The organism is Rhodococcus sp. BH4 (assembly GCF_002079265.1).
Classification (GTDB): Bacteria; Actinomycetota; Actinomycetes; order Mycobacteriales; family Mycobacteriaceae; genus Rhodococcus_F; species Rhodococcus_F qingshengii.
On sequence record NZ_CP014941.1, the window covers coordinates 5,090,483 to 5,114,373 of the forward strand.

24 protein-coding genes are annotated in these 23,891 nt (G+C 63.7%); 8 read left to right on the plus strand and 16 right to left on the minus strand.

All coding sequences use genetic code 11. The features are described 5' to 3' along the window. Positions 1 to 146 precede the first annotated feature (146 nt). Positions 147 to 1,010 carry an aminodeoxychorismate lyase gene (locus A0W34_RS23425; protein ID WP_007733829.1) on the minus strand — a complete coding sequence of 288 codons (864 nt, stop codon included), beginning with the start codon at positions 1,008 to 1,010 and terminating at the stop codon, positions 147 to 149. 79 nt (positions 1,011 to 1,089) lie between these two features. Here A0W34_RS23425 and ygfZ point away from each other — a divergent pair, with 79 nt between their 5' ends. The 4 genes from ygfZ to A0W34_RS23445 all read left to right on the plus strand — a co-directional run bounded on the left by ygfZ (position 1,090) and on the right by A0W34_RS23445 (position 4,232). Next, a complete protein-coding gene (ygfZ, locus tag A0W34_RS23430; protein WP_007733828.1) occupies positions 1,090 to 2,211 on the plus strand; it encodes a CAF17-like 4Fe-4S cluster assembly/insertion protein YgfZ in 1,122 nt (373 codons plus the stop codon). Beyond that, a complete protein-coding gene (locus tag A0W34_RS23435; protein WP_030535239.1) occupies positions 2,208 to 2,876 on the plus strand; it encodes an MOSC domain-containing protein in 669 nt (222 codons plus the stop codon). The genes ygfZ and A0W34_RS23435 overlap by 4 nt, the downstream gene beginning before the upstream one ends. Further along, on the plus strand, positions 2,873 to 3,826 hold the full coding sequence (locus tag A0W34_RS23440) for an asparaginase (protein ID WP_003940365.1): 954 nt from the start codon (positions 2,873 to 2,875) through the stop codon (positions 3,824 to 3,826). Before A0W34_RS23435 ends, A0W34_RS23440 begins: the two co-directional genes overlap by 4 nt. A 202-nt stretch (positions 3,827 to 4,028) precedes the next feature. Then, positions 4,029 to 4,232 (plus strand): DUF3073 domain-containing protein, encoded by a 204-nt coding sequence (locus A0W34_RS23445; RefSeq protein WP_003940337.1) that lies wholly within the window; start codon positions 4,029 to 4,031, stop codon positions 4,230 to 4,232. Between the two features lie 150 nt (positions 4,233 to 4,382). Here the strand turns inward: A0W34_RS23445 and purM are convergent, their stop codons facing one another. From purM to purL, 9 genes are all read right to left on the minus strand, one after another. Then, a complete protein-coding gene (purM, locus tag A0W34_RS23450) occupies positions 4,383 to 5,462 on the minus strand; it encodes a phosphoribosylformylglycinamidine cyclo-ligase (RefSeq protein ID WP_003940225.1) in 1,080 nt (359 codons plus the stop codon). A 207-nt stretch (positions 5,463 to 5,669) separates the two neighbouring features. Next, positions 5,670 to 6,416, minus strand: coding sequence for an AIM24 family protein (locus A0W34_RS23455; RefSeq protein ID WP_003939813.1), 747 nt, complete (start codon positions 6,414 to 6,416; stop codon positions 5,670 to 5,672). A 13-nt stretch (positions 6,417 to 6,429) separates the two neighbouring features. Next, positions 6,430 to 7,107, minus strand: a complete 678-nt coding sequence (locus tag A0W34_RS23460; RefSeq protein WP_003939918.1) for an AIM24 family protein — start codon at positions 7,105 to 7,107, stop codon at positions 6,430 to 6,432. Positions 7,108 to 7,110: 3 nt separating this feature from the next. After that, complete coding sequence (locus A0W34_RS23465) at positions 7,111 to 7,719, minus strand: AIM24 family protein (RefSeq protein WP_003940441.1); 609 nt, start codon at positions 7,717 to 7,719, stop codon at positions 7,111 to 7,113. Positions 7,720 to 7,863: 144 nt separating this feature from the next. Further along, complete coding sequence (gene purF / locus A0W34_RS23470; protein ID WP_003940541.1) at positions 7,864 to 9,441, minus strand: amidophosphoribosyltransferase; 1,578 nt, start codon at positions 9,439 to 9,441, stop codon at positions 7,864 to 7,866. A 170-nt stretch (positions 9,442 to 9,611) separates the two neighbouring features. Further along, complete coding sequence (locus A0W34_RS23475; protein WP_007733822.1) at positions 9,612 to 10,001, minus strand: sterol carrier family protein; 390 nt, start codon at positions 9,999 to 10,001, stop codon at positions 9,612 to 9,614. After that, a complete protein-coding gene (locus tag A0W34_RS23480) occupies positions 10,001 to 10,657 on the minus strand; it encodes a CPBP family intramembrane glutamic endopeptidase (protein ID WP_007733821.1) in 657 nt (218 codons plus the stop codon). The genes A0W34_RS23475 and A0W34_RS23480 overlap by 1 nt, the downstream gene beginning before the upstream one ends. Further along, positions 10,654 to 12,438, minus strand: coding sequence for an alpha/beta hydrolase (locus A0W34_RS23485; protein ID WP_081558360.1), 1,785 nt, complete (start codon positions 12,436 to 12,438; stop codon positions 10,654 to 10,656). The genes A0W34_RS23480 and A0W34_RS23485 overlap by 4 nt, the downstream gene beginning before the upstream one ends. Positions 12,439 to 12,441: 3 nt before the next feature. After that, the gene (gene purL, locus A0W34_RS23490; RefSeq protein WP_003940379.1) at positions 12,442 to 14,730 is read right to left on the minus strand and encodes a phosphoribosylformylglycinamidine synthase subunit PurL; all 2,289 of its coding nucleotides are present in this window, start codon (positions 14,728 to 14,730) and stop codon (positions 12,442 to 12,444) included. A 250-nt stretch (positions 14,731 to 14,980) separates the two neighbouring features. On the opposite strand from purL, the gene A0W34_RS23495 reads away from it, so the two are divergent. Beyond that, positions 14,981 to 15,958, plus strand: coding sequence for a Dyp-type peroxidase (locus A0W34_RS23495; protein ID WP_081558361.1), 978 nt, complete (start codon positions 14,981 to 14,983; stop codon positions 15,956 to 15,958). Positions 15,959 to 15,983: 25 nt separating this feature from the next. Here A0W34_RS23495 and A0W34_RS23500 read toward each other — a convergent pair whose 3' ends face one another. Both A0W34_RS23500 and A0W34_RS23505 read right to left on the minus strand, forming a co-directional pair. After that, positions 15,984 to 17,303, minus strand: a complete 1,320-nt coding sequence (locus A0W34_RS23500) for a M18 family aminopeptidase (RefSeq protein ID WP_081558362.1) — start codon at positions 17,301 to 17,303, stop codon at positions 15,984 to 15,986. A gap of 73 nt (positions 17,304 to 17,376) precedes the next feature. Beyond that, complete coding sequence (locus A0W34_RS23505; protein ID WP_020970627.1) at positions 17,377 to 17,730, minus strand: VOC family protein; 354 nt, start codon at positions 17,728 to 17,730, stop codon at positions 17,377 to 17,379. Between the two features lie 67 nt (positions 17,731 to 17,797). On the opposite strand from A0W34_RS23505, the gene A0W34_RS32810 reads away from it, so the two are divergent. After that, a complete protein-coding gene (locus A0W34_RS32810; protein WP_156888943.1) occupies positions 17,798 to 17,965 on the plus strand; it encodes a hypothetical protein in 168 nt (55 codons plus the stop codon). A gap of 12 nt (positions 17,966 to 17,977) precedes the next feature. On the opposite strand, the gene A0W34_RS23510 is transcribed toward A0W34_RS32810, so the two are convergent. The 3 genes from A0W34_RS23510 to A0W34_RS23520 form a co-directional block, all read right to left on the minus strand. Further along, complete coding sequence (locus A0W34_RS23510; protein ID WP_042451521.1) at positions 17,978 to 18,574, minus strand: CatB-related O-acetyltransferase; 597 nt, start codon at positions 18,572 to 18,574, stop codon at positions 17,978 to 17,980. A 126-nt stretch (positions 18,575 to 18,700) separates the two neighbouring features. Beyond that, a complete protein-coding gene (locus A0W34_RS23515) occupies positions 18,701 to 19,930 on the minus strand; it encodes an acyl-CoA dehydrogenase family protein (protein ID WP_007733810.1) in 1,230 nt (409 codons plus the stop codon). A gap of 91 nt (positions 19,931 to 20,021) precedes the next feature. After that, entirely contained in the window at positions 20,022 to 21,323 is a 1,302-nt protein-coding gene (locus tag A0W34_RS23520) for an alpha/beta hydrolase (RefSeq protein ID WP_030535234.1), read from the minus strand. Positions 21,324 to 21,392: 69 nt separating this feature from the next. Here A0W34_RS23520 and A0W34_RS23525 point away from each other — a divergent pair, with 69 nt between their 5' ends. Continuing rightward, complete coding sequence (locus A0W34_RS23525; protein WP_058037744.1) at positions 21,393 to 22,004, plus strand: phosphoribosylanthranilate isomerase; 612 nt, start codon at positions 21,393 to 21,395, stop codon at positions 22,002 to 22,004. On the opposite strand, the gene A0W34_RS23530 is transcribed toward A0W34_RS23525, so the two are convergent. Continuing rightward, entirely contained in the window at positions 21,992 to 22,903 is a 912-nt protein-coding gene (locus A0W34_RS23530) for a hypothetical protein (protein ID WP_058037743.1), read from the minus strand. The genes A0W34_RS23525 and A0W34_RS23530 overlap by 13 nt on opposite strands. 209 nt (positions 22,904 to 23,112) lie before the next feature. On the opposite strand from A0W34_RS23530, the gene A0W34_RS23535 reads away from it, so the two are divergent. Then, entirely contained in the window at positions 23,113 to 23,886 is a 774-nt protein-coding gene (locus A0W34_RS23535) for an SDR family oxidoreductase (RefSeq protein ID WP_058037742.1), read from the plus strand. The last annotated feature ends 5 nt before the right edge of the window (positions 23,887 to 23,891 follow it).

A 23,891-nucleotide genomic window follows, 5' to 3' on the forward strand; every position in this document is an offset into this window, starting at 1 on the left:
CCGAGAGTAGGGCCCTGGGACAGGCTTCGGGGTTCGAGACGCGGGCAGTCGCTCGGCCCCTGCGGACACGGTACTGCTGTCCGGTTTGGACCGCAGGACTTTGCTACTACCAAATGTAGTAGAGACCTGTCGCGATTCCTATTCGCCTATCGCCCTGCTGAATCCGAATCAATTGCACGTTCAACCAATTCCGCGAATTCCCCGGAGACCTTCGGCTCTGGCAATGTGAGCCCGTCGAGTGTATGGACGCGTGCGGCCAGCGTGACGCTCGAAACCATCCACACTCCGTCGGCCGCAATCAAATCCGCAGGTCGGAGGGTTTCGTATCGGCAATCGAAGCGAGCACTGCCGGCAACGTCGAACAGGGCGCGCTGCGTAGTGCCCATCAAAATGCCCTGTGCGGGAGGCGGTGTGATCAAAGTCCTGTCCCGAACGATCACCACCGTCGAGCGTGGCCCCTCCAACACATTGCCCTCGGAACTGACGAAGATCACATCGTCAGCACCCAAATTCGCCGCATATCGAAGCGCTGCCATGTTGGTTGCGTACGACAACGTCTTCGCGCCCAGTAGCTGCCAGGGTGCCCGGGCAGAGAGATCGACAGAGAAACCTCGCTCGAGAGTCATCACCGATAACCCCGATTCGCGGACCTGTCTGACCCGATCGGCCACCGGACCGACCATCACGAAGGCTGTCGGCTTGTCGCCGCTCTCACGGCCGCGGGTCAGAACGAGACGAAGGGCGCCTTCCTTCTCGGTCCCCCATTCCTCGGCAGCCATCTCGATCGCCAGACGCCAATCATCGAGAACCGGAGCGGGCAGGCCGAGTGCCCGTGCGCTCAGAACCAGTCGACTCAGGTGTCCCTCGACCACCCGGGCGCGGCCGTCGCGTACCAACAGCGTCTCGAAGACTCCGTCGCCGCGCACCACCGCCAGGTCGTCGGCGTGCAGAAACGGTGCGTCAGCATCGAGCACCTCATGGTCGAGAGTCACCAATACGCGATCAGGCATGCCATCAACCCTAACGATCCGCCAAGCCGCCGGGGCCGCCCTGTAACCGCGATCCCGCCCACACTCCTAGACTGGTCTCGTGGTCGACAACGCTCTTGTGCCCAACAGCCCACTTCTGACTTCCCCCGGCGCGGTCACCGCACCGGACGGTTCGGCCGACATCGGTGTCGCGTGGCACTACGGCGATCCTCTCGGCGAACAGCGAACCGCGCAGCGCGCAGCAGTGGTGGTCGACCGCAGTCACAGATTCGTGATCGCCATTCCCGGCGACGAACGCCTCACGTGGCTGCACACGATTTCGAGCCAGCACATCGCCGCGCTCCCCGACGGCAAAAGTGCCGAGAACTTGAGCCTGGACGTCAACGGACGCGTCGAGCACCACTTCGTGCAGACGGACCTGGCAGGTGTCACCTGGATCGACACCGAGGCGAACCGCGGACCCGACCTTCTCTCCTTCTTGAAGAAGATGGTGTTCTGGTCCAAGGCCGAACCTCGAGACGGCAACGAACTCGCGGTCCTGAGCCTGATCGGACCCGAAGCGTCAACTGTCCTCGCCGCACTCGAGGTTCAGACACCCACCGAGGCCTACGACGCTCACGCCTTGGCCGACGGCGGATTTGTCCGCCGCATGCCGTGGCCTACCGAGAACTCTTTCGATCTTCTCGTCCCACGTGAGCAACTGGCAGCGTGGTGGACCAGGCTGACCGATGCCGGCGCCAAGCCCGCCGGCAGTTGGGCCTTCGAGGCACTGCGCGTCGAAGCGACGAGGCCTCGCCTCGGACTGGACACCGACGAACGGACCATCCCGCACGAGGTCCACTGGATCGGTGGGCCGGCCGAGCACGGCGCCGTCCACCTCGACAAGGGGTGCTACCGCGGTCAGGAAACCGTTGCCCGGGTTCACAATCTCGGCAAGCCCCCGCGCCATCTCGTCATGTTGCACCTCGACGGCAGCGCCGAAGCCGTCCCGGAACCGGGTGACCCGATCACGGCGGGCGGACGGGCCGTCGGACGCGTCGGGACCGTCGTCAATCATCACGAGCTCGGCCCCATCGCACTCGCTCTGATCAAGCGGAACATCCCGGTCGACACCGAACTGATGGCCGGCCCCAGCGCTGCGTCCATCGATCCGGATTCGATCGTCGCGGACGACGCACCCCAGGCCGGACGTGAGGCTGTCAACCGATTGCGCGGAAAGTGACGGGCACGGTCGACGCGGTCTGCGTCGTCCACACCGAACGTGACAGTGGCGTCAGGCGAGTCCCCCGTACCGCGATCGACAAGCGTCCCGTCGACGGCCGCGTCGCGGTCGGCCGACTCGGTCTGGGTGGCGACTACGTCTGCGACACCGAGTTCCACGGCGGCGCCTTCCAAGCTGTCTACGCGTATCAGCGCGACGAAGCCCAGCGTTGGTCGGACGAATTGGGCCGACCTCTCGGCCCCGGATGGTTCGGCGAGAATCTTCACATCAGCGGGATGCTCGTCACGGACGCCGTGATCGGCGAGCGTTGGCACATCACCGGAGCCGAGGCGTCGGACGTTCTCGAACTCGAAGTGACCGCTCCCCGGGTCCCGTGTGGCACCTTCGGCATCTGGGCCGCGGAGAAGGGCTGGGTCAAGCGATTCACCGAGCGGACCGACGTCGGCGCCTATCTTCGCGTCAACCGGACCGGCACGATCGCCGCGGGCGATTCGGTCACCCGAGTCCACGTACCGGATCACGGAGTGACTGTTCGAGAGGTCTTCGCCGGAACGGACCCTGAGCGGCTTCGACGGCTACTCGCAGAACACACCGATCTTGCACCGAACGTCACCGCGCGTGTCCAGAGGTTCATCGAACAAGCAGAAGCGCAGGTGCACTCGTGAGTATCGAATTGGTGGAAGTGGTCCGCTCCGGATTCCGCGAATGCGTGCATCGCGGATCGGCCGTCATTCTCGGCGCCGACGGCGAGGTCGTTGTCGGACTCGGGGAAATTCACACACCTATCTACCCGCGCTCGGCGAACAAGCCGCTGCAAGCCGTCGCTGCGCTTCGTAACGGCTTTGCACCCACCAGCCCGGAAGAGCTGGCCGTCGCGTCGTCCTCACATGCGGGCGAGGCCGATCACATCGAACTGGTCGCAGCGCTTCTCGCTCGCTACCAACTCGGTGTCGACCAGTTGCAGTGCCCCTCCGATCTGCCGGGCAACGAACTGGCCCGAGCCGAACTGATCGCAGCGGGCGAGCTTCCCAGCCCGATCTACATGACCTGCTCGGGCAAGCACTCCGCGATGCTCGCCACGTGCGTCGTGAACGACTGGCCGCTCGAGACGTACATGGAGCCGACTCATCCCCTCCAACTCGCGATCCAGGAGACGATCTTCGATCTCAGCGGCGAGGAAGAGCAGGAACTCGGCATCGACGGTTGTGGTCTCCCGATCGTGCCGCTCTCGCTCACGAACCTGGCTCGGGCATTCGGACGCCTGCCATCGGCTGAGCCCGACTCACCCGAACGAGCTGTGGCCGACGCGGTCCGCGAGAACCCCTTCCTCGTCTCGGGCACCGGCCGCAACGATCAGCGCCTGATGTCCGCAGTGCCGGGTCTGTTCTCCAAGACCGGATACGACGGCATCTACGCCGGAGCGCTTCCCGACGGTTCCGCTTTCGCCCTCAAGATCGACGACGGTCACGAGCGGGCGCTCCTGCCCTTGGCGGCAGCTCTGCTCAAGCGGATGAACACCGAGTGGACCGAGGAGTTGGCGGCTCTCGCATCCGCTCCGGTCTTCGGCGGCGACGCCCGAGTGGGGACGATTCGCGCAATTCCCGGAAACTTCTGAGCAGTTCTCACAAAGTTCTGACGAGTTCTTTCAGCATCCTGGCAGCTCGCGGCCATAGTGAGAGCAATCAGACACGGCGGTGAGGCCTTCGTGGAAGCGGAAGCGACTTTTCCACGCTAGAGTGTGTGTCAGGAAACTTACACACTCAAACGGGGCCGCCAAATTCCCCAGGCCGCCCCGCGAAAGCGCGAGGGGGTCAGCCATGGGCCGCGGCCGGGCTAAGGCAAAGCAGACCAAGGTTGCACGCGAATTGAAATACAGCGTACCGACCACGGATTTCGACAGCCTGCAAAGAGAGCTCGCAGGTGGATCGACCAACTCGCATCGGAGCAGTGTCCGATCGGACCAGACTTCCGATAGGGAAGGGCATGCGCGAGAGGACGACTACGACGACTGGCGGCGTTGACCGCGCACTGCCACCGCGCAGACTGTGAAATGAGGAAGAGCTGATCGCTCTTCCTCATTTTTGCGTTCGATTTTCCGCCTCGCGCCTACTTGTACGGACACACAAAACTGCCCCACCGGATCTCTCCGATGGGGCAGCTGACGTTGCGGTCTAGAAGCGCGGGTGGTCTCCGGCCAGGAACGCACGCTCTGCAGCGGCGTCCGACGCCTTCTTGACGCTACCGAGCGTCCAGCAGTCGATGTGGCGTGCGGTGAGGACGGCAAGTGCGCGGTCGACGTCCTCGGGTGCGACGACGGCGACCATGCCGACGCCCATGTTGAACGTCTGCTCCATCTCGGCGCGCTCGACGCGTCCGCGCTGCGCGATCATGGCGAAGACCGGAGCGGGGCTCCAGGTTCCGCGATCGAGTTCGGCGACCAAGCCCTTGGGCATGACGCGCGCGAGGTTGTTGGCGAGGCCGCCACCGGTGACGTGGCAGAACGTGCGCACGTCGGTCTCGGCAGCGAGTGCCAGGCAGTCCTTGGCGTAGATCTTGGTGGGCTCGAGCAGTTCCTCACCGAGCGTGCGGCCGAACTCGTCGACGTGTGCGCTCAGGTTCATGCGGTCGATCTCGAGCAGGACCTTGCGGGCCAGTGAGTAACCGTTGGAGTGCAGTCCCGAAGAACCCATCGCGATGACGACGTCGCCGGGGCGAACGCGATCCGGTCCGAGCAGCTTCTCTGCCTCCACGACGCCGACACCGGTGGCGGAAAGGTCGTAGTCACCGTCGGCCATGATGCCGGGGTGCTCGGCGGTCTCGCCGCCGAGGAGAGCGCAGCCGGCCTGGATGCAGCCCTCGGCGATTCCGCTGACCAATTCCGCGACGCGCTCGGGGATGACCCGGCCGACGGCGATGTAGTCCTGGAGGAACAGCGGCTCAGCGCCACAGACGACGAGGTCGTCGACAACCATGGCGACGAGGTCGAGTCCGACCGTGTCGTGCTTGTCCATCGCCTGGGCGACAGCGAGCTTGGTTCCGACGCCGTCGGTCGATGCGGCGAGCAACGGCTCCTTGTAGTCACCCTTGAGGGAGAACAAGCCGGCGAAACCACCGAGGCCACCCATGACCTCGGGGCGGCTGGCCTTCTTGGCCAGAGGGGCGAAGAGTTCCACCGCCCGGTCGCCTGCGGCGATATCGACTCCTGCTGCCGCGTAGGAGGCGCCTGCGGTGCGGTGACTGTCCTCGGTCATCGGGTTACTACTCCAGCCTTGTATTTCTCGCGAGCACGTATTGCTCGTGCACAGGTAAGTGGTCTTGCAATGTGAAGTGTTTGCAATCCTCGTGACGCGAGATGGATCGTTCGACTCGAGACCCAGAGCGCGCACACAAATACCGACGATTACGCCCATACGCTACCGGACCGGCCCCCTCGGTGAGACCTCGCGTACCCCGAGACGTCAGTTCTGCAGCCGGGCACCGATCGAGGCGTGCAGTGCGCGCAGACTGTTCTGCCCGAGTGCGACCGTCTCGGATTCGATGTGTTTGAGGAGGTGTCCGTCGTGGACGACCTTCTCGCTCGACTGGATCAGTACCGTCCCGGCTCCGGTGAAATCGAACTGGCGTTCTTCACCGGTGTTCGCGCCGAACATGCTTCCGCGAACCGCGCCCAGGAAGCTCTGCATCCAGTCGGCGTCGAAGTGGTGGGACGGCGACGGGCAGTCGGCCCAACCCACCAACGCCTGCGGGTCGATGCGCAGCGGCGGCTCCGCGAACATGACCGGGCCATTGGACGACGCCAGGAACTTGCCTGTCCCCAGTAGCGTCAAAAAGCCTGGGACGATGGACTGTTTGAGGTCCAGGCTCGTCTCGAAGGCGAGGAGATTGGCCGCGCGAATCGTGAGGTTGCCGTCGTCGAGGTCGTAGGAATTGATGTTGAATCCGCGGTCCCCGAGGATCAACTTGCCCTGTCCCTGAGCGAGCACCCAGTCGTCGGCGTAGAGCGGCGAAGAGAACCTGGCCGCGACGATCGCCGTCATACTCGTGCGCCCGAGCGGCTCGAAGTTGATGTTTCCGTAGTACGCGATCATCGCGCCCTTGGACGTGAACCACGGCTGCCCGGCCATCTCGACGCAGAAGGCGTAGTCGTTGCCCGGGACGTTGTCGTTGGCGGGCAGAGTTGCCGGATTGTGAATTTCGATACCCATGCTCTGTGCCCTCTCAGAACTTCTGCTCGGACGCCTGGACCCAGACGGTGCCGGCGCCGGTCATCTTCAGCTGGATGGACTCCCCCGAGCCCTTGCCGACGGCCTCGCGCCAGCCGACGTTCGCGGAGATGTCGACGTTGATCTGACCGATGTGGCACACGTATGCCTGCGGGTCGACGACGACCTGAGGATTGTTCGGACCGACCTGCAACGGAATCGCGCCCCCGTGCGAGAGGACCGCGACGCTTCCCTGTCCGTGCAACTGCGTCGTGAACAGCCCTTGACCGGTCATGGCGCCGCGTACCGCTCCGCGCACACCGCCCTGCGACGTGAGAGCGACTATCGAACTCTGCAGGTAACCGTCGTGTGCGAGGAGCCGGTCGGCTTCGACCGTGAGCATCGACGAACCGTCGAGGTGGATGACCTCGACGTACAAGCCGGCGTGCCCGTAGAAGACCTCACCGTTTCCCTCGGCCGCCATCATGCGTGCGTGTTCGCCGGACATCATGCGGCCGGCCATCCCGGCGATCCCGCCCATGTTCGGCATGGCGCCGGGCCCACCGCCCATGCTGTGCGGGATGAAGCGGACGTCGCCGGTGTAGTAGAGCATCGACCCGGTGCGGGCGAGCACGTTCTGTCCCGGTGCGAGGGTCGACTTGACGACCTTGCTGTTCACCAATTCCAACGGCATGGGTCAGCGCTCCTCAGGCTGGATGTAGACGACACCGGATCCGTCGAATCGCAGCGAGAACGCTTCACCGCTGCCACCGCCGATCGCGGAGCGCCAGGTGACGTCGGTGACGAAGCTCTGGTTCAGCTGACCGCGGTGAGCGACGAAGGCGTCGGGATCGGCAACCAGCGGATACTGCGGGCTGACTTCGAGCGCGATGATCGGTCCGCCCTTCGACAGCACGGCCACCAGACCGGTGCCGCTGACGACCGTCGTGAACAATCCCTGTCCGGAACCTGCGCCGCGGAGGCCGGCAAATTTCACGTCGGTTCGCAGTTGTCCGACCAATGCGAGCAACTGTGACGCTTCCACGTGCAGAGCGTCGTTGTTGAGCTCGATGATCGTGATGTCCTGGGCATCGACCGCGAAATAGACGGTGCCTTGACCACTGACTTCCATCAGGGACAGTGATTCACCTGCCGCCTTCTGTTTCAGCGCGGCACGCAGCCCGCCACCACCGCCCATTCCGGCGTTCTTGAAGGTGATCGCACCCTCGTACGCCACCATCGAGCCGTTGATCGCTTTGATGGTGTCCCCCACCAGGTCTGCGACCAGTACCCGGTGCCCATCCATTCTCAGTTGCGCCACGGAGGGCACTATGCCAGATGCTCACGACGTATGCCGTGTCGTGGAACAGAAAGTCGTGAACAGAAAATCTGCCGCCCACATGCTGTGGACGGCAGATTCTCGGCTGTCGAATTTCAACGATTCTGATGTTCAGGGGCGGCTGAGCGCGCTCGCATTGTCGTTGTCGCGAGTGGCCGTCGAACCTGCGGTGCTCTCGAGCATCCCCTCGAGGACGTTCTTGCCGATCGACGTTTCTTTGGGAAGCGCGATCGGGTAGGTCCCGTCGAAGCACGCGGCGCACAGACGGCTGGCCGGCTGCTCGGTGGCGGCGATCATGCCCTCGGTGGAGATGTATCCGAGGGTGTCCGCTCCGATGGAACGACGCACACCGTCGAGCATCTCCTCGAACGTCGCATCCTGTCCGCCCGCGCCGTTGGCAATCAATTCGGCCGGTGAGGCGAAGTCGATGCCGTAGAAGCAGGGCCACTTGACCGGCGGCGAGGCGATACGGACGTGAATTTCAAGGGCGCCGGCTTCGCGGAGCATCCGGATGAGCGCACGCTGGGTGTTGCCGCGGACGATCGAATCGTCCACCACCACAAGGCGCTTGCCGCGGATGACTTCCTTGAGCGGGTTGAGCTTGAGCCTGATACCGAGCTGACGGATCGTCTGCGACGGCTGGATGAAGGTGCGGCCGACATAGGCGTTCTTCATCAAACCCTGGCCGTAAGGAATGCCTGAGCCCTGTGCGTACCCGACTGCTGCGGGGGTGCCGGACTCGGGAACGGGGATGACCAGATCACCTTCGGCGGGATGCTCGCTGGCGAGCAGACGGCCGATCTCGACGCGGGTCGAGTGGACCGAACGGCCACCGATGACGCTGTCGGGACGGGCAAGGTAGACGTACTCGAAAACACAGCCCTTGGGCGTCGGATTCGCGAAACGTGAGGAGCGAACGCCGTCGGCGTCGATCGCAAGCAGCTCACCGGGTTCGATGTCGCGAACGAACGACGCACCGACGATGTCGAGGGCTGCCGTCTCGCTGGCGACTACCCAACCGCGGTCGAGTCGACCGAGGCAGAGCGGGCGGATGCCGTGCGGATCGCGCGCTGCGTACAGCGTGTGCTCGTCCATGAAGGTGAGGCAGAACGCGCCCTCCAACGTGGGAAGCAATTCCATCGCGGCCTGTTCGATGGTGCTGTCGCCGGCAGCGTGTGCCAGGAGACCACCGATGAGGTCGGAGTCGGAAGTCGCGGCATTGGGGCGCTTGTCGTTGACCAGGCCGGCTGCACGGGTGCGGCTCGCGAGTTCAGCGGTGTTGACCAGGTTGCCGTTGTGGCCGAGCGCGATGCCGGTACCGGCAGTGGTGGTACGGAAGATGGGCTGCGCGTTCTCCCACGTCGTGGAACCGGTAGTGGAGTAACGGCAATGTCCGACGGCGACGTGACCTGGCATCGCTGCGAGGGTCTGCTCGTCGAATACCTGACTGACCAGGCCGAGATCCTTGAACACCAGCACCTGGGAGCCGTCGGCTACCGCAATGCCGGCAGCTTCTTGACCACGGTGCTGAAGTGCGTACAGGCCGTAATAAGTGAGCTTCGCCACATCCTCTCCCGGCGCCCAGACGCCGAATACACCGCATTCTTCGCGGGGCTCGTTCTCGTCCTCGTCGGACGGGTTCGAAGCGAGGAGATTTGGACTGTTGACCGACAGATCGGCACGAGTCACCGGGCGCTCCCTTTGTGGGCAGGGGTTGGGGGGCATCCACAGTCTACGGCCATTTTGGGACTCACTTCCCCTGAGGGCTGCCTTGGCTCTCAGATCACGCCGAAGCGAACCGGATGGTCTCTCACTGTTACTGCGTCAACCACTCTGTTGCTGCGCCAACCCCTCTGTTGCTAGGTCAACCGCAGCAGTGGGAGCCAGTGCGCAATTTCGGGAGCGCGGCTACCTGAGGCGTCGACTCTTCCGTCACCTGAGGCCTCGGAGAACTCGAGCAGTCCGGTGACCATCTGCAACCACGTCCGAGCGTCCGTCTCGACGACGTTGGGCGGGGTTCCGCGCGTGTGACGCGGACCTTCGATGCATTGCACCGCAACAAACGGTGGGACCCGCACCTCGACGCTCGATCCGGGGGCGATCTGTTCGAGAGTGCGCGCACTCATCTTCACTGCCGCACCGAGTTCACTGCGCGAAGGCTTCGGCAGTTCCGGATCTCGAAGCCACGGGCCGACGGCCAGGACGGCGGCACGAAATTCGGCGGGGTCGACGGCGCGGCGGGGCGGCATCAGTTCACTCCCTGTCTGCGAGTAGCGATACGAACGGCAAGTGCGCCACCGGCATTCGTGGCCAGGTGCAGCAGGGCGGGGGCAAGTACGCTGCCGCCACGGCGGTGCAGCCACTCGAACAGCAATGCCGAAGCGCCGGTGAACGCCACGGCTGCGGGAACGTTGTCGCCGGCACCGCGGGCGGGGGCGACGTGCCACAGCCCGAAGGTCAGTGCGTGAACAGCCTGCGCGGTCGGCCTGTTCAGTTCGCGGCTCCAGACGGCCGACATCGCGCTACGGAACAACAGTTCCTCGGAGAGCACCGTCCCGAACGGGATGTGCAGGATGATCCATTCGAGGAAGTCTTCGCGGCCGTCTGCTCGCTCGTCGGCAGCGAGAGTCGCGCGCAAGGACGGAACGGCCAAAGCGACGCTGTAGCCGGTGAGGACCGCCCCCGCCGCGGCTCCGCCGAACTGAGCACCACCACGAATGCCGGTGTGCGCCAAGCCGAGTTCCTCGCGGGTGTAACCACGTGCGAGTAGGACTCCGATCGCCGACAGACCGGCCGCGGTGTTGACCACGGCGCGGGCACGAGGCGAAAGACCGAATGCCGGAAGCACGACGTTGCTCCAGGTGATCGCGGTAGCGGAGAGCGCGATCGAGGCGACTCCCCTCACTTCTCGGGGCCCTCTGATTTCACGGCGACAACCAAAGCCGATCGCACCCGCTCGGTTTCTGCGGCCGTCCATCCCTCGGGCTGGGCAACGCTGATCCAGGCGTCCAGAACGGAGGTTCCGTAATTGTGACCATGGCCGTCCGGAACTCCCGCGGCGTTACCGAGGTCTGCAGACACCTGCCAGAACGTCACGACCGGGAACCACTTCATCGACGGCGAGCGGTCGAATCCCGGTACTTCCTTGAGCCACTCGGGCCGATTGAACATGAGGTCGGGTGACCACCACACCACTGGATCGGAAGGGTGCTGGACAAACAGAACCCGCGGCTGCGGCCACGTCATCCCGTCGGTCGGAATGTCTTCGGAGCGATCCGCGAACCGCACACCGGCCAAGCCGTCCGCGTAGACAGGAGCTACTTCGGGAGTGCCTGGATCGCGCCTCTTCTCGATCGAACGCCACAACTGCGTCGCGTTCGGTGGGCCAACCCACAGAATTCCGTCGGCGGTATCGCGTGCCGCCTGCAGTGTGTCGAAGGCTCCGGCGCCGGCCATGACGCCGAGGCTCTCGCCGTAGACCATCAACTTCGGCCTGGTGGCTTCCGGTTCCTGGAGCCATCTTTCGTGTACCCGCTCGATCAACAGGCGTCCGGCAGCTTGCGCCTTCTCCTGGTCGGCGAGGAACGAGATCCAACTCGGCAGGTACGAGTACTGGCTGGCGACAAGAGCAGTGTCGCCGTCATGCACAAGTTCGATTGCCTGTGCCGCAGTGGGATTGACCCACCCCGTACCCGTCGTCGGAATGACCACGAGGACCTTGCGTTGGAAGGCGCCGGTTCGCTCCAGCTCCTTGATGACCAGATCCATACGCTCTTCGGGATCTTCGGCGCTTTCAAGTCCGGCATATACGCGAATCGGATCCATCGCAGGCTTACCGGTTGCCGCTTCGAGTTCCTGCGCGTCGAGTCCGCGCGAGACGAAGTTTCGTCCCTCGAACCCCAATGTGTCCCAGGGAGCGGCTGATTCGGGGCTACCCGATTTCATCGGATCCTGCGGTTCGACGACGCCGTCGCGAGTGGTCGAGTTCTGCAGACTGAAGATCGAGTTGGTCGCTGCATAGATTCCGCGGACCAGGACGCCGTCGACCAGCATGAAGAACAGGACGGTGACAACCAGGGCACCGACGCCATTGGCCACCGACCGTGACCAGTGGAACCGCCGCATCAGCTGTCGGGCAATCAGTTTCACCAGATCGTGGAGGACCCGCCAGATCGAGATGAGCAGGCCACCGACGAGCAGGCTCAGTCCGAGGGTTCGGATGTAGCCGGAAGTGGTCGTGCCTTCGGCATCGGTCAGTGCCGCGATTTCACGTTGCCACCCGGCCGCGTAGACCAGCATGATGATCGCCGCGACGATGGACGCGACCGGAACGAAGACCTTGATCGCGGAAGGCACCGGCTCGGGCAGTGGCCACCACCGTCGCCCGCTGAGCAGGTATCGCTCGACAGCCCAACCGATCGCAGTACCGACGCCGTAGCCGATGGCCGAGTTGATTCCGCCGATCAGACCTTGGAAAAGCCAATCGCGCGGCAACAGCGAAGGGGTCAACGACCAGCAGAAGAAGAACGCGGCAAACGCGATGCCGGTGAAGTCGAGTTTGAGGAGCCCCCACGCCCACTCGGTGAAGCGGTTGTCGAGCTTCTCGAGGGGTGCGGGAACAGCCAGCCGCAGGTGGTGTTCCTGCGGCTGGCTGTCAGAAGAAGTCAGTTCTCCGGAATCGACCATCTATCACCCGAACAGTGCGGGCAGCGTTCCCTCGAAGGCCTCACGGAGCTTGGCCATCGTGACGGAGAAGTGTCCCTGGACCTCGACGGAGTCGCTGCCCTCGTCGACGACCCCGATACGCGTCCACGGCAAGCCGCGGGCGGTGCACATACCGGTGAAACGAGTCTCCTCGGTACGCGGAACTGCAACGAGGACACGTCCCGACGATTCCGAGAACAGGGTCACGAACGGATCTGCGCCCTCGGGAATCAGGATGCGGCAACCGGTTTCGCCGGCCAGCGCGGCTTCGACGACAGCCTGGGCCAGTCCACCCTCGGAGAGGTCGTGGGCTGCGGTGACGAGACCGTCACGCGAAGAGGCGAGCAGAATGTCGGCGAGCAGTTGCTCACGGGCGAGGTCGACCTTCGGCGGCACGCCACCGAGGTGACCGTGCTCGACCTGCGACCAGATGGAGCCGTCGAACTCGTCGTGGGTGTCGCCGAGCAGGATCAGCGTCTCGCCGGGCTCGAGTCCGAGGCCCGTCGGGATGCGGCGGTGAACGTCGTCGATCACACCGAGGACGGCAACCACCGGCGTCGGCAGGATTGCCGTGGATCCGGTCTGGTTGTAGAAGCTGACGTTGCCGCCGGTGACGGGGATGCCGAGGGTGGCGCAGCCGTCGGCAAGGCCGCGAACGGCCTGCTGGAACTGCCACATGACACCCGGGTCCTCGGGAGAACCGAAGTTCAGGCAGTTGGAGACGGCCTTGGGCGTTGCGCCCGTGACTGCCACGTTGCGGAAAGCCTCGGCCAACGCGAGCTGCGCACCGGTGTACGGGTCGAGCGCGGTGTAGCGGCCCGAAGCGTCGGTGGACAGTGCGATCCCGCGTCCGGTCTTCTCGTCGATGCGGATGACACCGCCGTCGGCGTTCTCGGCCAGGACGGTGTTTCCGCGGACGTAGCGGTCGTACTGCTCGGTGATCCACTTGCGGCTGCACAGGGCAGGCGAGGCGATCATCTTCAGCAGGGTCGCTTCGAGCTCGGCGTCGGTTTCGGGACGCTTCAGTCCGGCAGTCGTATTCGCGATCAAGGCATCCTGCGTTGCCGGACGCTCGACGGGGCGGTGGTAAACCGGACCCTCGTGCGCGACGGTGCGCGGGGGAACGTCGACGACGGTCTCGCCGTGCCAGGAGATGGTGAGGTGCTCACCGTCGGTGACCTCGCCGATGTCGGTGGCCAGGACGTCCCACTTCTTGCAGACCTCCATGAACGCATCGACGTTCTCGGGCGTGACCACGGCGCACATGCGCTCCTGCGATTCGCTCGAGAGCACCTCGGCCGGGGTCATTCCGGTGGCGCGCATCGGAACCTTCTCGAGGTTGATGTGCATGCCGCCGTCGCCGGCCGCGGCCAGCTCGGAGGTGGCGCAGGACAGCCCGGCGCCGCCGAGGTCCTGGATGCCGACGACGAGGCCGGCCTTGTAGAGGTCGAGACAGCATTCGATGAGCACCTTCTCGGTGAACGGGTCGCCGACCTGAACCGCGGGCAGCTTCTTACGTCCGCCGGTGTCTCCACCCTCGTCGTCGAACGTCGCCGACGCGAGGACCGAGACGCCGCCGATTCCGTCGAGACCGGTGCGTGCGCCGAACAGGATGATCTTGTTGCCCGCGCCCGAAGCGAAGGCCAGATGCAGATCCTCGACGCGCATGACGCCGGCGGCGAGGGCGTTGACCAGCGGGTTACCTGCATAGGACTCGTCGAAGACCGTCTCGCCGCCGATGTTCGGCAGGCCGAGGGAGTTTCCGTATCCACCGACACCACGCACGACACCGTCGACGACGCGACGGGTATCGGGGGCGTCAGCAGCACCGAACCGAAGCTGATCCATGACGGCGATCGGACGAGCACCCATGGCCATGATGTCGCGGACGATGCCGCCGACACCGGTCGCCGCACCCTGGTAAGGCTCGACGTACGACGGGTGGTTGTGGCTCTCGACCTTGAACGTGACTGCCCAGCCGTCACCGATGTCGACGACGCCGGCGTTCTCACCGATACCGGCCAGCATGTTGGCGCGCATCTCGTCGGTGGTGGTCTTGCCGAAGTATCCGAGGTGGACCTTCGAGGACTTGTACGAGCAGTGCTCGCTCCACATCACCGAGTACATCGCCAGTTCGGCGTCCGTGGGACGGCGGCCCAGGATCTCCTTGATGCGTGCGTATTCGTCGTCCTTGAGACCGAGCTCCTTGAACGGCTGAGCGGCATCGGGATCAGCCGATGCGTGCGTGACGGTATCGACCTGGTGAGCAGACACTGGAGAGTGGTCCCTTCCCTACGGGAGTCAAGAGGCAAGCCGGCGCGGAGCGGGACACCACGAATGTGCCCAACGAAAGAACGTGCCGGGGGACAGTCTATCGGTGTGGGCCGACGACTTCCGCAGACGGCAGCACCCGCAACACCTCCGGGCCTGCGAAGTATCGCCCGTCACACCCGCCCCGGTTGGGTGATCCGGTCGGTTTTCTTAAAGTCAGGGCCGGCCCACTCTCTCCCTCGAAAGGCCTCGCATGCCCCAGGATGTTCGTCAGTCCGACCTCACGGCACAGTCCCAGTCGGTGACCACTCCCCTCACTCCGGCTGCAATTTTCCTGGTCGCGACCGTAAATCCGGGTGGTGAGAACACCACACGAGAACTACTCGCCGACGTCGCCGGCCTGCAGCGCGCCGTGGGGCTGCGCGTCCCCGGATCAGGTTTGGATGTGGTGACAAGCATCGGTTCGTCGGTTTGGGATCGACTGTTCGCCGGTCCGCGCCCCGCGCTACTGCACCCGTTCGCCGCTCTACAGGGTGACGTTCACTCGGCGCCGTCGACTCCCGGCGATCTGCTCTTCCACATCCGCGCGATGAGCATGGATGCGTGTTTCGAGGTGGCTCGGCAGATCACGAAGCGACTGCACGGCGCAGCCACGGTGGTCGACGAGGTTCACGGCTTCCAGTACTTCGAGAACCGAGACCTCATCGGCTTCGTCGACGGCACCGAAAATCCGGTGGGCCGCGACGCCGTCGCCGCCGTGACTGTCGGAGACGAAGATCCTGCGTTCACCGGAGGAAGCTACGTCCATATCCAGCGCTACGTCCACAAGATGCGGGACTGGGAAGCAATCACCGTCGACGAGCAGGAACGTGTGATCGGACGCAGCAAGCTCGAGGACATCGAGATGACGTCCGAAGTGAAGCCGGCCAACTCGCACGTAGCCCTCAACGCAATCAAGGACGAGAACGGCAAGGCTCTCGAGATCCTGCGTGCCAACATGCCGTACGGGCGCCTCGGCGACGACGAGATCGGCACCTTTTTCATCGGCTACTGCCGCACGCCGGCGATCACCGAACGGATGCTCGAGAACATGTTTCTCGGCAACCCTCGCGGCAATTACGACCGTCTGCTCGATTTCTCGACGGCCGTGACGGGCTCGATGTTCTTCACTCCGAGCGCCGACTTCTTCGAGGATCTACCGGCTGCACCCGCTGGGCTCTCAGCCGTTTGACTGCCCGCTCCCAGCTACCCACCCTCTAACTACGCGGCGTGAGGAACGCACCGAGCGCGTCGGCATACATGCGGACATCTGCCGCGCCCATCAGCTCGCGGGCAGAGTGCATCGCGAGCTGAGGCGCGCCGACGTCGACGGTGGACAGTCCGGTGCGTGATGCCGTGATCGGTCCGATGGTGGAGCCGCACGGCAAATCGGCGCGGTGGACGTAGCGCTGCATCGGCACTCCCGCCTGATCGCACGCGAGCGCGAATTCGCCGGCACCGGCCGCATCGGTGGCGTAGCGCAGGTTCTGGTTCACCTTGAGTACCGGCCCACCGTTGATCTCGATCCGATGAGCGGGCTCGTGGCGGTCCGGGTAATTGGGGTGCGTCGCGTGTGCCATGTCGCCCGACGCGCATACCGAGCCGGCCATCGCCTGCAGGAATTCTTCGCGGCCACCACCGCGTCCCAACACGATCCGCTCGAGCACGGTGTTCAGCAGGTCCGAGAAAGCTCCGCGATCGGACATGCTGCCGACCTCTTCATGATCGAAGAGAGCAAGCACTGGGACCTGCTGAACGGGCGACTCAGCCGCGGCCAAAAGTGCTTGTGTCCCTGCATAACACGTGCCCTGATTGTCGAGCCTGGGGGCGCTGACCAATTCCTTGTCCACCCCCACGACTGCGCTGGGCGCAAGGTCGTGTGTCATCAATTCCCAGCCGAGAACCGACGACGCGGCTACACCCGCACGCTCGGCGACAAAGCCGATGAACGACTTGGGCTTCGAACCCACGCCCCAGATTCCGTTGACGTGCCTCTGCGGATCCAGCGTCACACCCTTGCGATCTTCGGACAGGTGGATAGCCAGCTGCGGAACACGAAGAATCGGGTCGTCGATGCGAACCAGCTTCTGCTCCACAGTGTTTCCCACCCGGACACTCAATCGGCCGGAGATACCGAGATCGCGGTCGAGCCAGGAGTTCAGCCACGCACCGCCATACGGTTCGAGGCCCACCATCTGCCACCCGGCCGAAGTGAGGTCGGGATGCTGTTTGACCCGCAGGTTCGGGCTGTCGGTATGACCTCCGACAATCCGGAACGGAGCGGTGTTTCCCACGCCCTCGGTGCTCCAGGCGATCAGCGAACCGCCTCGCACGAGGAAGTACCGTCCGGGCTCGGCTGGCCACGACTGCGTTTCGTGGACTTCGACGAACCCGCCGGCCGTCAGCTCGGTCGCCACCGTCGCGCACACATGGAACGGCGACGGTGACGAATCGACGAAGCTGCACAAGCCGTCTGCGTCGGCCCCGGTCAGAGAAGCCGCCCCGGCCCGAGCCGCCCGAGAAGTCTGAGAAGTCATGCCTCTCATCATGCCCGAACAGGTGTCCGGGATATCAGTGGCCACGAATCAGGTGAGCACAGAATCGGTTAGCTCAGGCGTGAGGACCGGACACGCAGAACTGATTCCCATCAGGATCGAGGAGCGTCACCCAGCGGAAACCGTCCATGTTCTCGCGGTGGTGCTCGGTAGCTCCGGCCTCGACGAGCCGCGCCACCTCGGCGTCGAGATCCGGACTCCCCAAATCGAGATGGATGCGATTCTTGCCGGCGGTGGGGTCCGGGACCTTCTGGAATGCGAAGTTGGTGGCGCTGTCAGGGACCGCGACGATGTAGAACCAACCGTCGTTTTCCTCGACGATGTTTCCGCCCAACTGCGCTGCCCACCACGTTGCGAGCGGACCGGGATCGAGACTGTCGAAGGTGATCATGCCGAGTGTGAGAGTCATGCGCACACGCTAATGGAAGCCACCGACAAAGACTCTCGATCTCGGGCTGAGATGAGACGATCGTCGAATGCGACTCACAACGCTGCGCGACCGTGTTGCAGAACCACTCTTCGCCGTTATCCACTTCGACCTCGAGCCGAACCTGATCACCTTCACCGCAACAGGTCTTGCCGTCGGCCTTCTCGCGGCCGCCCTGCTTTATGTCCGGAACTACTCGCTCACACGAACGAACTAGCGGGCGCGGAGATCACTCGACCGCTTCGAGTTCCGCGACACTCCCGTCCGAGATCACCCGGACGTGGCGGGTGATCTTCTCGATCGGCCAGTCCCACCATGCAATTCGCACCAACTTCTCGATGTCTTCGGCACTGAAGCGGCGCTTGATCTCCGTTGCCGGGTTGCCGCCGACAATTGCGTAGTCCGGGACGTCGCGCGTTACGACGGCGCCAGTGGACACGATCGCCCCGTGACCGATCCGGACACCGGGCATGACTGTCACGTTCCCGCCGAACCACACGTCGTTCCCGACGACGGTGTCACCGCGTGACGGCAGATCCTGCACCAAATCCATGTGCCTGGCCCAATCACCGCCCATGATCGGAAACGGGTAGGTGGAGACACCGTTCATACGATGGTTCGCGCCGTTCATGATGAAGGTGACACCGGTGGCCAGGGCGCAGAACTTTCCGATCACCAGTTTGTCGGGACCGTAGTGATGCAACACGTTTCGAGTCTCGAACTCTTCGGCGAACTCCGGATCATCGTAGTAGGTGTACTCCCCTACCTCGATCAACGGGTTGTCGATCAACGGCCTCAGCAACACCACACGCGGTTGCCCGGCCATCGGATGAACATTTGTGGGATCCGGCGCGTTCACTGCTTACTCCGATCCGTCGGCGCGGTGTCGCCGACCGCAGCAAGACTATCTGGTTCCTGCTGCGATCGACCGACAAGCGAAAACGTACCGGTGTCAGCCCAGGAGGCCCTTGGCGATATGGGTGACCTGAATTTCGTTGCTGCCCGCATAGATCATGAGCGACTTGGCATCACGCGCCAACTGCTCGACTCGGTACTCGGCCATGTAGCCGTTTCCACCGAACAGCTGCACGGCTTCCATCGCGACCTCGGTCGCTGCGCGCGAGGAGTACAGCTTCATCGCCGACGCCTCCGCCAGGCTCACTTTGTCTCCGGCTGCGGTGCGCTCGATCGCATTGAAGACCATGTTCTGCACGTTGATTCGAGCGACCTCCATCTCGGCGAGCTTGAGCTGGATGAGCTGGAACTGCCCGATCTCGCGTCCCCACAGTTTGCGGGACTTCGCGTATTCGATACTCAGACGGTGGCATTCGTTGATGATGCCGAGAGACAGGGACGCGATGCCGATGCGTTCGGCGGCAAAGCTCTCCTTGGCGCTGGATTTGCCGTCCGACTTTCCGCTGTCCTCGGTCTCGCCGAGCAGACGGTCCTTGGTGATGCGGACGTTGTCGAAGAACAGCTCACCTGTGGGTGAGGAGTTCATGCCCATCTTCTTGAACGGCGGGCTCTGGGTGAGACCCTCCATGCCCTTGTCGAGGATGAAGGCGAGCACCTTGCGATCGCGACGATCAACCGACGCATCGCCCTCGTCGAGCTTTGCGTACACGATCATCACGTCGGCGTACGGACCGTTGGTGATGAAGGTCTTGTTGCCGTTGAGAATGTAGTCGTCGCCGTCGCGGCGTACGTAGGACTTCATGCCGCCGAAGGCATCCGAGCCGGAGTCCGGTTCGGTGATCGCCCAGGCGCCGACGGTCTCGAATGTCACCAGGCCGGGGAGCCAGCGTTCCTTCTGCGCGAGTGTGCCGCGGCTGCGGATAGTTCCGGCGGCCAATCCGAGGCTGACACCCAACGATGCGACCAGGCCGAGGCTGACTCCGGCCAATTCGCTGTTGAGCACGACGCCCATGCTGCCGGCGCCGCTGAAGGCGCTCGACTTCTCACCGTCACCGGAGGGCGCATCGCCGCGCTCGCGTGCCAGCGACTTCTCGAGGCCCTCGCGTGCCATGTCCGCCAGACCGAAGGTCGAGTACAGCTTGCGAATGATGTCGAACGGCGGCAGCGCACCGCTTTCGAGCTCGTCGACGTGAGGTCGCACCTCTTTGTCGATAAAGCCCCGCAAGGCGTCGCGGAACATCAGGTCGGTGTCGGACCACTCGTACATGTGCCTGAACTCCAGTCGGTGAACGATCGAGAGACTGCCGAACGACAGCCACACACCGAATATAGAACACGTTCCAAAACCGGAACAGGATTCAGCTGATCAGTCCCATTCGCTGCGAGATCCACGTCAGCTCCTGCTCGACGCCGGCCGACCACACCGAAAAGCTGTGACCACCGGGAAGCTCGAGATACCTGGCGTCCATTCCGGCCGCTTTGGCCGCTTCGTACACCTTTTGCTGACCGGGCTTGAACTCATTGTCATCTGTTCCGACGACGAACACTCCGCCCGAGTTCGGGAACTTCCGAGTCGCCAGCAGGTCCATCGGATTCACCTTCACGAACGCCGCTTCGTCGCCGCCGAATATCTCGTCGACGGTTCGCTGTCGGTCACCGAGCGAAGGCTCCAATTGACCGGACAGATCGAGGAATGTCGGGTACACCTCGGGGTAATTGGTCGCCATCTGCAGTGAGCAGGTGCCACCGTAGGAGAGCCCGCCGATTGCCCACGCTCGCGGATTCGTGTCGATCTGGAACGCATTCGCCACCGCAGCGGGCAAGTCCTTTGCCAGATACGTGCCGACCTTGCCCTGTGACGAGTCGGTGCACAGCGGATTGGCCATCTGCGACCCTGTTCCATCGGCTATCACGACGACTGGAGCCAACCCCTCGTGATCTCGTGCAAAGGCATCCATTGTCGCGGTCAGCTTTCCGCCCTGGAGCCAGTCCTCGGGCTTGCCAGGCTGACCTGCCATGAGCACGAGCACGGGAAGAAGCGGACGCGGATTGGTGAAGTACGACGGCGGCAGATACACCTGCGCGTCGCGCGCGGAGAATCCTGAAATCGTCCCGGGGACAGGCAAAGTCGTGACCCGTCCGCGAATCGGCATGCCCTCCGGCGCTTTCCACACAGTGTCGGTGGGATCGCCGGTGACAACAGGATCGGTCGGACCGGGAACTTCACTGAGTGAGATGCGGTCGAAATCGTCGTGTCCGAACGCAATTCCCACAGTCGGATACGCGGCGAAAACCAGATTGATCTGCGTCGCGGCAGTGATGACGACCAGAACCGTCGCGATCACGGACAGGAGCGCTTTCGCGACGGTTCCGCCCGCCTTGATTCGCGGCCCGAGAAGTAGCAGCGCGTAGATACCGAGACCGATCCACACGTAGATCGACATCTCGATGGGATCGGGGAACGGCACGATCACCTTTTCGACGGTGATCCACACGGCGATCATGATCACCAGCGCAATCAGCCCCGCGATCGGCACCGCTCTGCGGTAGTACCAGCGCACGTTCGAACCGAGCAGCCACACGCCACCCAGGACCCCAAGGACAGTCAGGATCACCGGCAGCGGTCCCGAGATCAAACTGATTCGGTAGAGCCAGTCCACGTCAAACCTCTCGCGCGTAGAAATGTCGCACGCACGAGGCTAGACGACGACGCTAGTACTCTGTATCAGGTGACATTCATCAAGGTCTGTGGCCTACGCGACGTTGACACGGTCGACCTCACGGTGGGCCTGGGCGTCGACGCCATCGGTTTCGTCTTCGCCGAGAGCGTCCGCAAAGTCGACCCCACACTCGCAGTCGCTCTGCTCGCGCGAGTTCCCGATCACATCCGTGCAATCGGAGTCTTTCTCGGCAACCCGATCGGACAGATCCTCGAGATCGCGAAGATCACCGGGCTTCGCACCGTACAGGTTCACGATCTTGTCGACGCCGAGCAAGTGCAGCGGCTGCACGATGCCGGCCTCACCGTCATCCGCGCGGTCGTCTCCAGCAACGTCCGCGACGGTTACAATCTCGACCTCGGCGAGGACGAACTCCTGATCGACGGCGCAGACGCCGGATCAGGGGTGCCGTGGAACTGGGCCCAACAGCAATCGCGCCCGCAAGGCAAGTGGATCCTGGCGGGCGGACTGTCCCCGGACAACGTTCGCGACGCACTCGATGCCACCGGAGCCTGGGGCGTCGACGTCTCCAGCGGCGTCGAATCCTCCCGCGGCGTCAAGGACCACGCGTTGATCGAGAAGTTCGTGAGCGCTGTCCGCCAGACCGATCACTCGAAATAGGACGCGTAGTCACTGAAAGCGACTTGACCGGTGGGACTCGCTTTCACGGCGTCGGCAACGGCAGGCGGAATGGGAGCCCAGTGCGCAGGCATGGCCGCCGCCAGTGACGGCTTCAAGATGTAGAGCAGTGCGAAGTTCACTATCCAGAGCGGCGGTGCCATCGACATGCCGACTTCCGAATTCACATCGCCTTTGGTGTTGGCCACCAGCTGCGCTGCTCCCGAAATCTGTTGCGCTGCAAATCCGTAGACTGCCTGCACCGTGTATGCCGACTGATAGAGCGCAATCAGAGTGTGCGTTGCACCGTTGTTGCGCAACCAGGTGCCCACGAAACCGCCAGGGGCGATCAGCGTATTCACCTGTCGCGTCGGCGCATCCGCGTTGGCCGGACTCTCCAGCAATCCGTCGGGATTCACGTACAACCCGTAACTGGCCAGAACCGACGGCGTAGTGCCGGAATAGAGGGGCCGCCCGTTCGTATTGGTGAGAATCCGGGCGCATTCGTCGATCACCTCGGCATCCTCGAGATTGCCACCGACCCCACCACCGGCCATGAGGTCGCGATACTGCTCCTCGGTCAAAGCGTCGGCTGGCTCGAGTCCGATCTGCGCGGCAATCTCTTCCGCAGTCTGCTGACCGAGTGGCTGGTTGAGTTGATCCGGAGTAGTCATCTGCGTGGGCGCGACGCTCTCGTAGACCGGTGCCCCGGCAAAAGGGATCACGAACCCGGTATCGACATTCTCTGCAACCGGTTGCGCGCCGGCCATCTGAGTGGTGGCAAACGAAAGTACGCACACCCCAACCAAAGCCAGAACCGAGACGGTCCCGCGATGAGACCGTGCTCCACGTCTACAGCCCTCGCCTGAGAAAGCCTTGCCTGCAATTCCATTGCCGCGCATAGGTCAACCTCCCGGAACGCAGTCGGGCGAATCAACTCGAGCTTGCATCTCAGTCAAACGCTGTGAACAGCGCCGTGTCAAGACACAGGTCAGGTCGAGGCACGGCGACAGCTCGCTCGATACAGGCGACAGCTCGCCCGCTACAGTGATGCTTCCATCTGAAGTGACCTCACCCCATTTGAATTGCAGGACATCTCTGGAGGCGAGCAGTGTCTGACAAGCGCGGGACCGTATTGATCACCGGTGTCGGTCGGAGCAAGTCGATCGGAGCGGGCCTCGCATTGGGCCTTGCCGAGGATGGTTGGGATCTGGCTATCGGCTACTGGGAGCCTTACGACGAACGCGTCGGGTTCGGGCGCGGAGCGCACGATCCGCAAGACATTGCCGAGAAGTGTCGCGCACTCGGAAGCCGTGTCGACCTCGTTCCCGGAGATCTGGCCTCGCCCGACGTGGCCGATCAGCTCGTTGACGCTGCCGCAGCGCGGAACGACCTCCGTGGGCTGGTGCTCTCACATTGCGAAAGCGTCGACAGCTCGATCCTCGATACCACCGTCGAGAGCTGGGAACGACATTTCGCCGTCAACACTCGCGCCTCCTGGCTGCTGATCAAAGCGTTCGCTGAACGGCTTCCGGAACAGCGCGACGTCAGTCAGGTGGCCGGGCGGATCATCGCACTCACCAGCGACCATGCGGCCCACAATCTTCCGTACGGGGCCAGCAAGGGCGCTCTCGACCGCATCGTCATCGCCGCCGCAGTCGAACTTGGATCACGCGGCATACGAGCCAACGTCGTCAACCCAGGACCTATCGACACAGGATGGATGACACCCGAGATCAGACAGGCCACAACCCTCCAGACTCCTGCCGGCCGGCTGGGTACTCCCGGCGACACTGCAAACCTCGTTCGGTTTCTGATGTCCGACGCCGGAGGCTGGATTACGGGACAACTCCTTCACTCCAACGGCGGATTCAGTACGAACTGAGCCTT

What these genes read in the sequence shown, in the direction of transcription:
- A0W34_RS23425 (WP_007733829.1), bottom strand. Translation starts at nt 1,010, where the DNA reads ATGCCTGATCGCGTATTGGTGACTCTCGACCATGAGGTGCTCGATGCT.
- A0W34_RS23445 (WP_003940337.1), top strand. Translation starts at nt 4,029, where the DNA reads ATGGGCCGCGGCCGGGCTAAGGCAAAGCAGACCAAGGTTGCACGCGAA.
- purM (WP_003940225.1), bottom strand. Translation starts at nt 5,462, where the DNA reads ATGACCGAGGACAGTCACCGCACCGCAGGCGCCTCCTACGCGGCAGCA.
- A0W34_RS23455 (WP_003939813.1), bottom strand. Translation starts at nt 6,416, where the DNA reads ATGGGTATCGAAATTCACAATCCGGCAACTCTGCCCGCCAACGACAAC.
- A0W34_RS23460 (WP_003939918.1), bottom strand. Translation starts at nt 7,107, where the DNA reads ATGCCGTTGGAATTGGTGAACAGCAAGGTCGTCAAGTCGACCCTCGCA.
- A0W34_RS23465 (WP_003940441.1), bottom strand. Translation starts at nt 7,719, where the DNA reads ATGGATGGGCACCGGGTACTGGTCGCAGACCTGGTGGGGGACACCATC.
- A0W34_RS23475 (WP_007733822.1), bottom strand. Translation starts at nt 10,001, where the DNA reads ATGCCGCCCCGCCGCGCCGTCGACCCCGCCGAATTTCGTGCCGCCGTC.
- A0W34_RS23485 (WP_081558360.1), bottom strand. Translation starts at nt 12,438, where the DNA reads ATGGTCGATTCCGGAGAACTGACTTCTTCTGACAGCCAGCCGCAGGAA.
- A0W34_RS23495 (WP_081558361.1), top strand. Translation starts at nt 14,981, where the DNA reads ATGCCCCAGGATGTTCGTCAGTCCGACCTCACGGCACAGTCCCAGTCG.
- A0W34_RS23500 (WP_081558362.1), bottom strand. Translation starts at nt 17,303, where the DNA reads ATGACTTCTCAGACTTCTCGGGCGGCTCGGGCCGGGGCGGCTTCTCTG.
- A0W34_RS23505 (WP_020970627.1), bottom strand. Translation starts at nt 17,730, where the DNA reads ATGACTCTCACACTCGGCATGATCACCTTCGACAGTCTCGATCCCGGT.
- A0W34_RS32810 (WP_156888943.1), top strand. Translation starts at nt 17,798, where the DNA reads ATGCGACTCACAACGCTGCGCGACCGTGTTGCAGAACCACTCTTCGCC.
- A0W34_RS23510 (WP_042451521.1), bottom strand. Translation starts at nt 18,574, where the DNA reads ATGGCCGGGCAACCGCGTGTGGTGTTGCTGAGGCCGTTGATCGACAAC.
- A0W34_RS23515 (WP_007733810.1), bottom strand. Translation starts at nt 19,930, where the DNA reads ATGTACGAGTGGTCCGACACCGACCTGATGTTCCGCGACGCCTTGCGG.
- A0W34_RS23530 (WP_058037743.1), bottom strand. Translation starts at nt 22,903, where the DNA reads ATGCGCGGCAATGGAATTGCAGGCAAGGCTTTCTCAGGCGAGGGCTGT.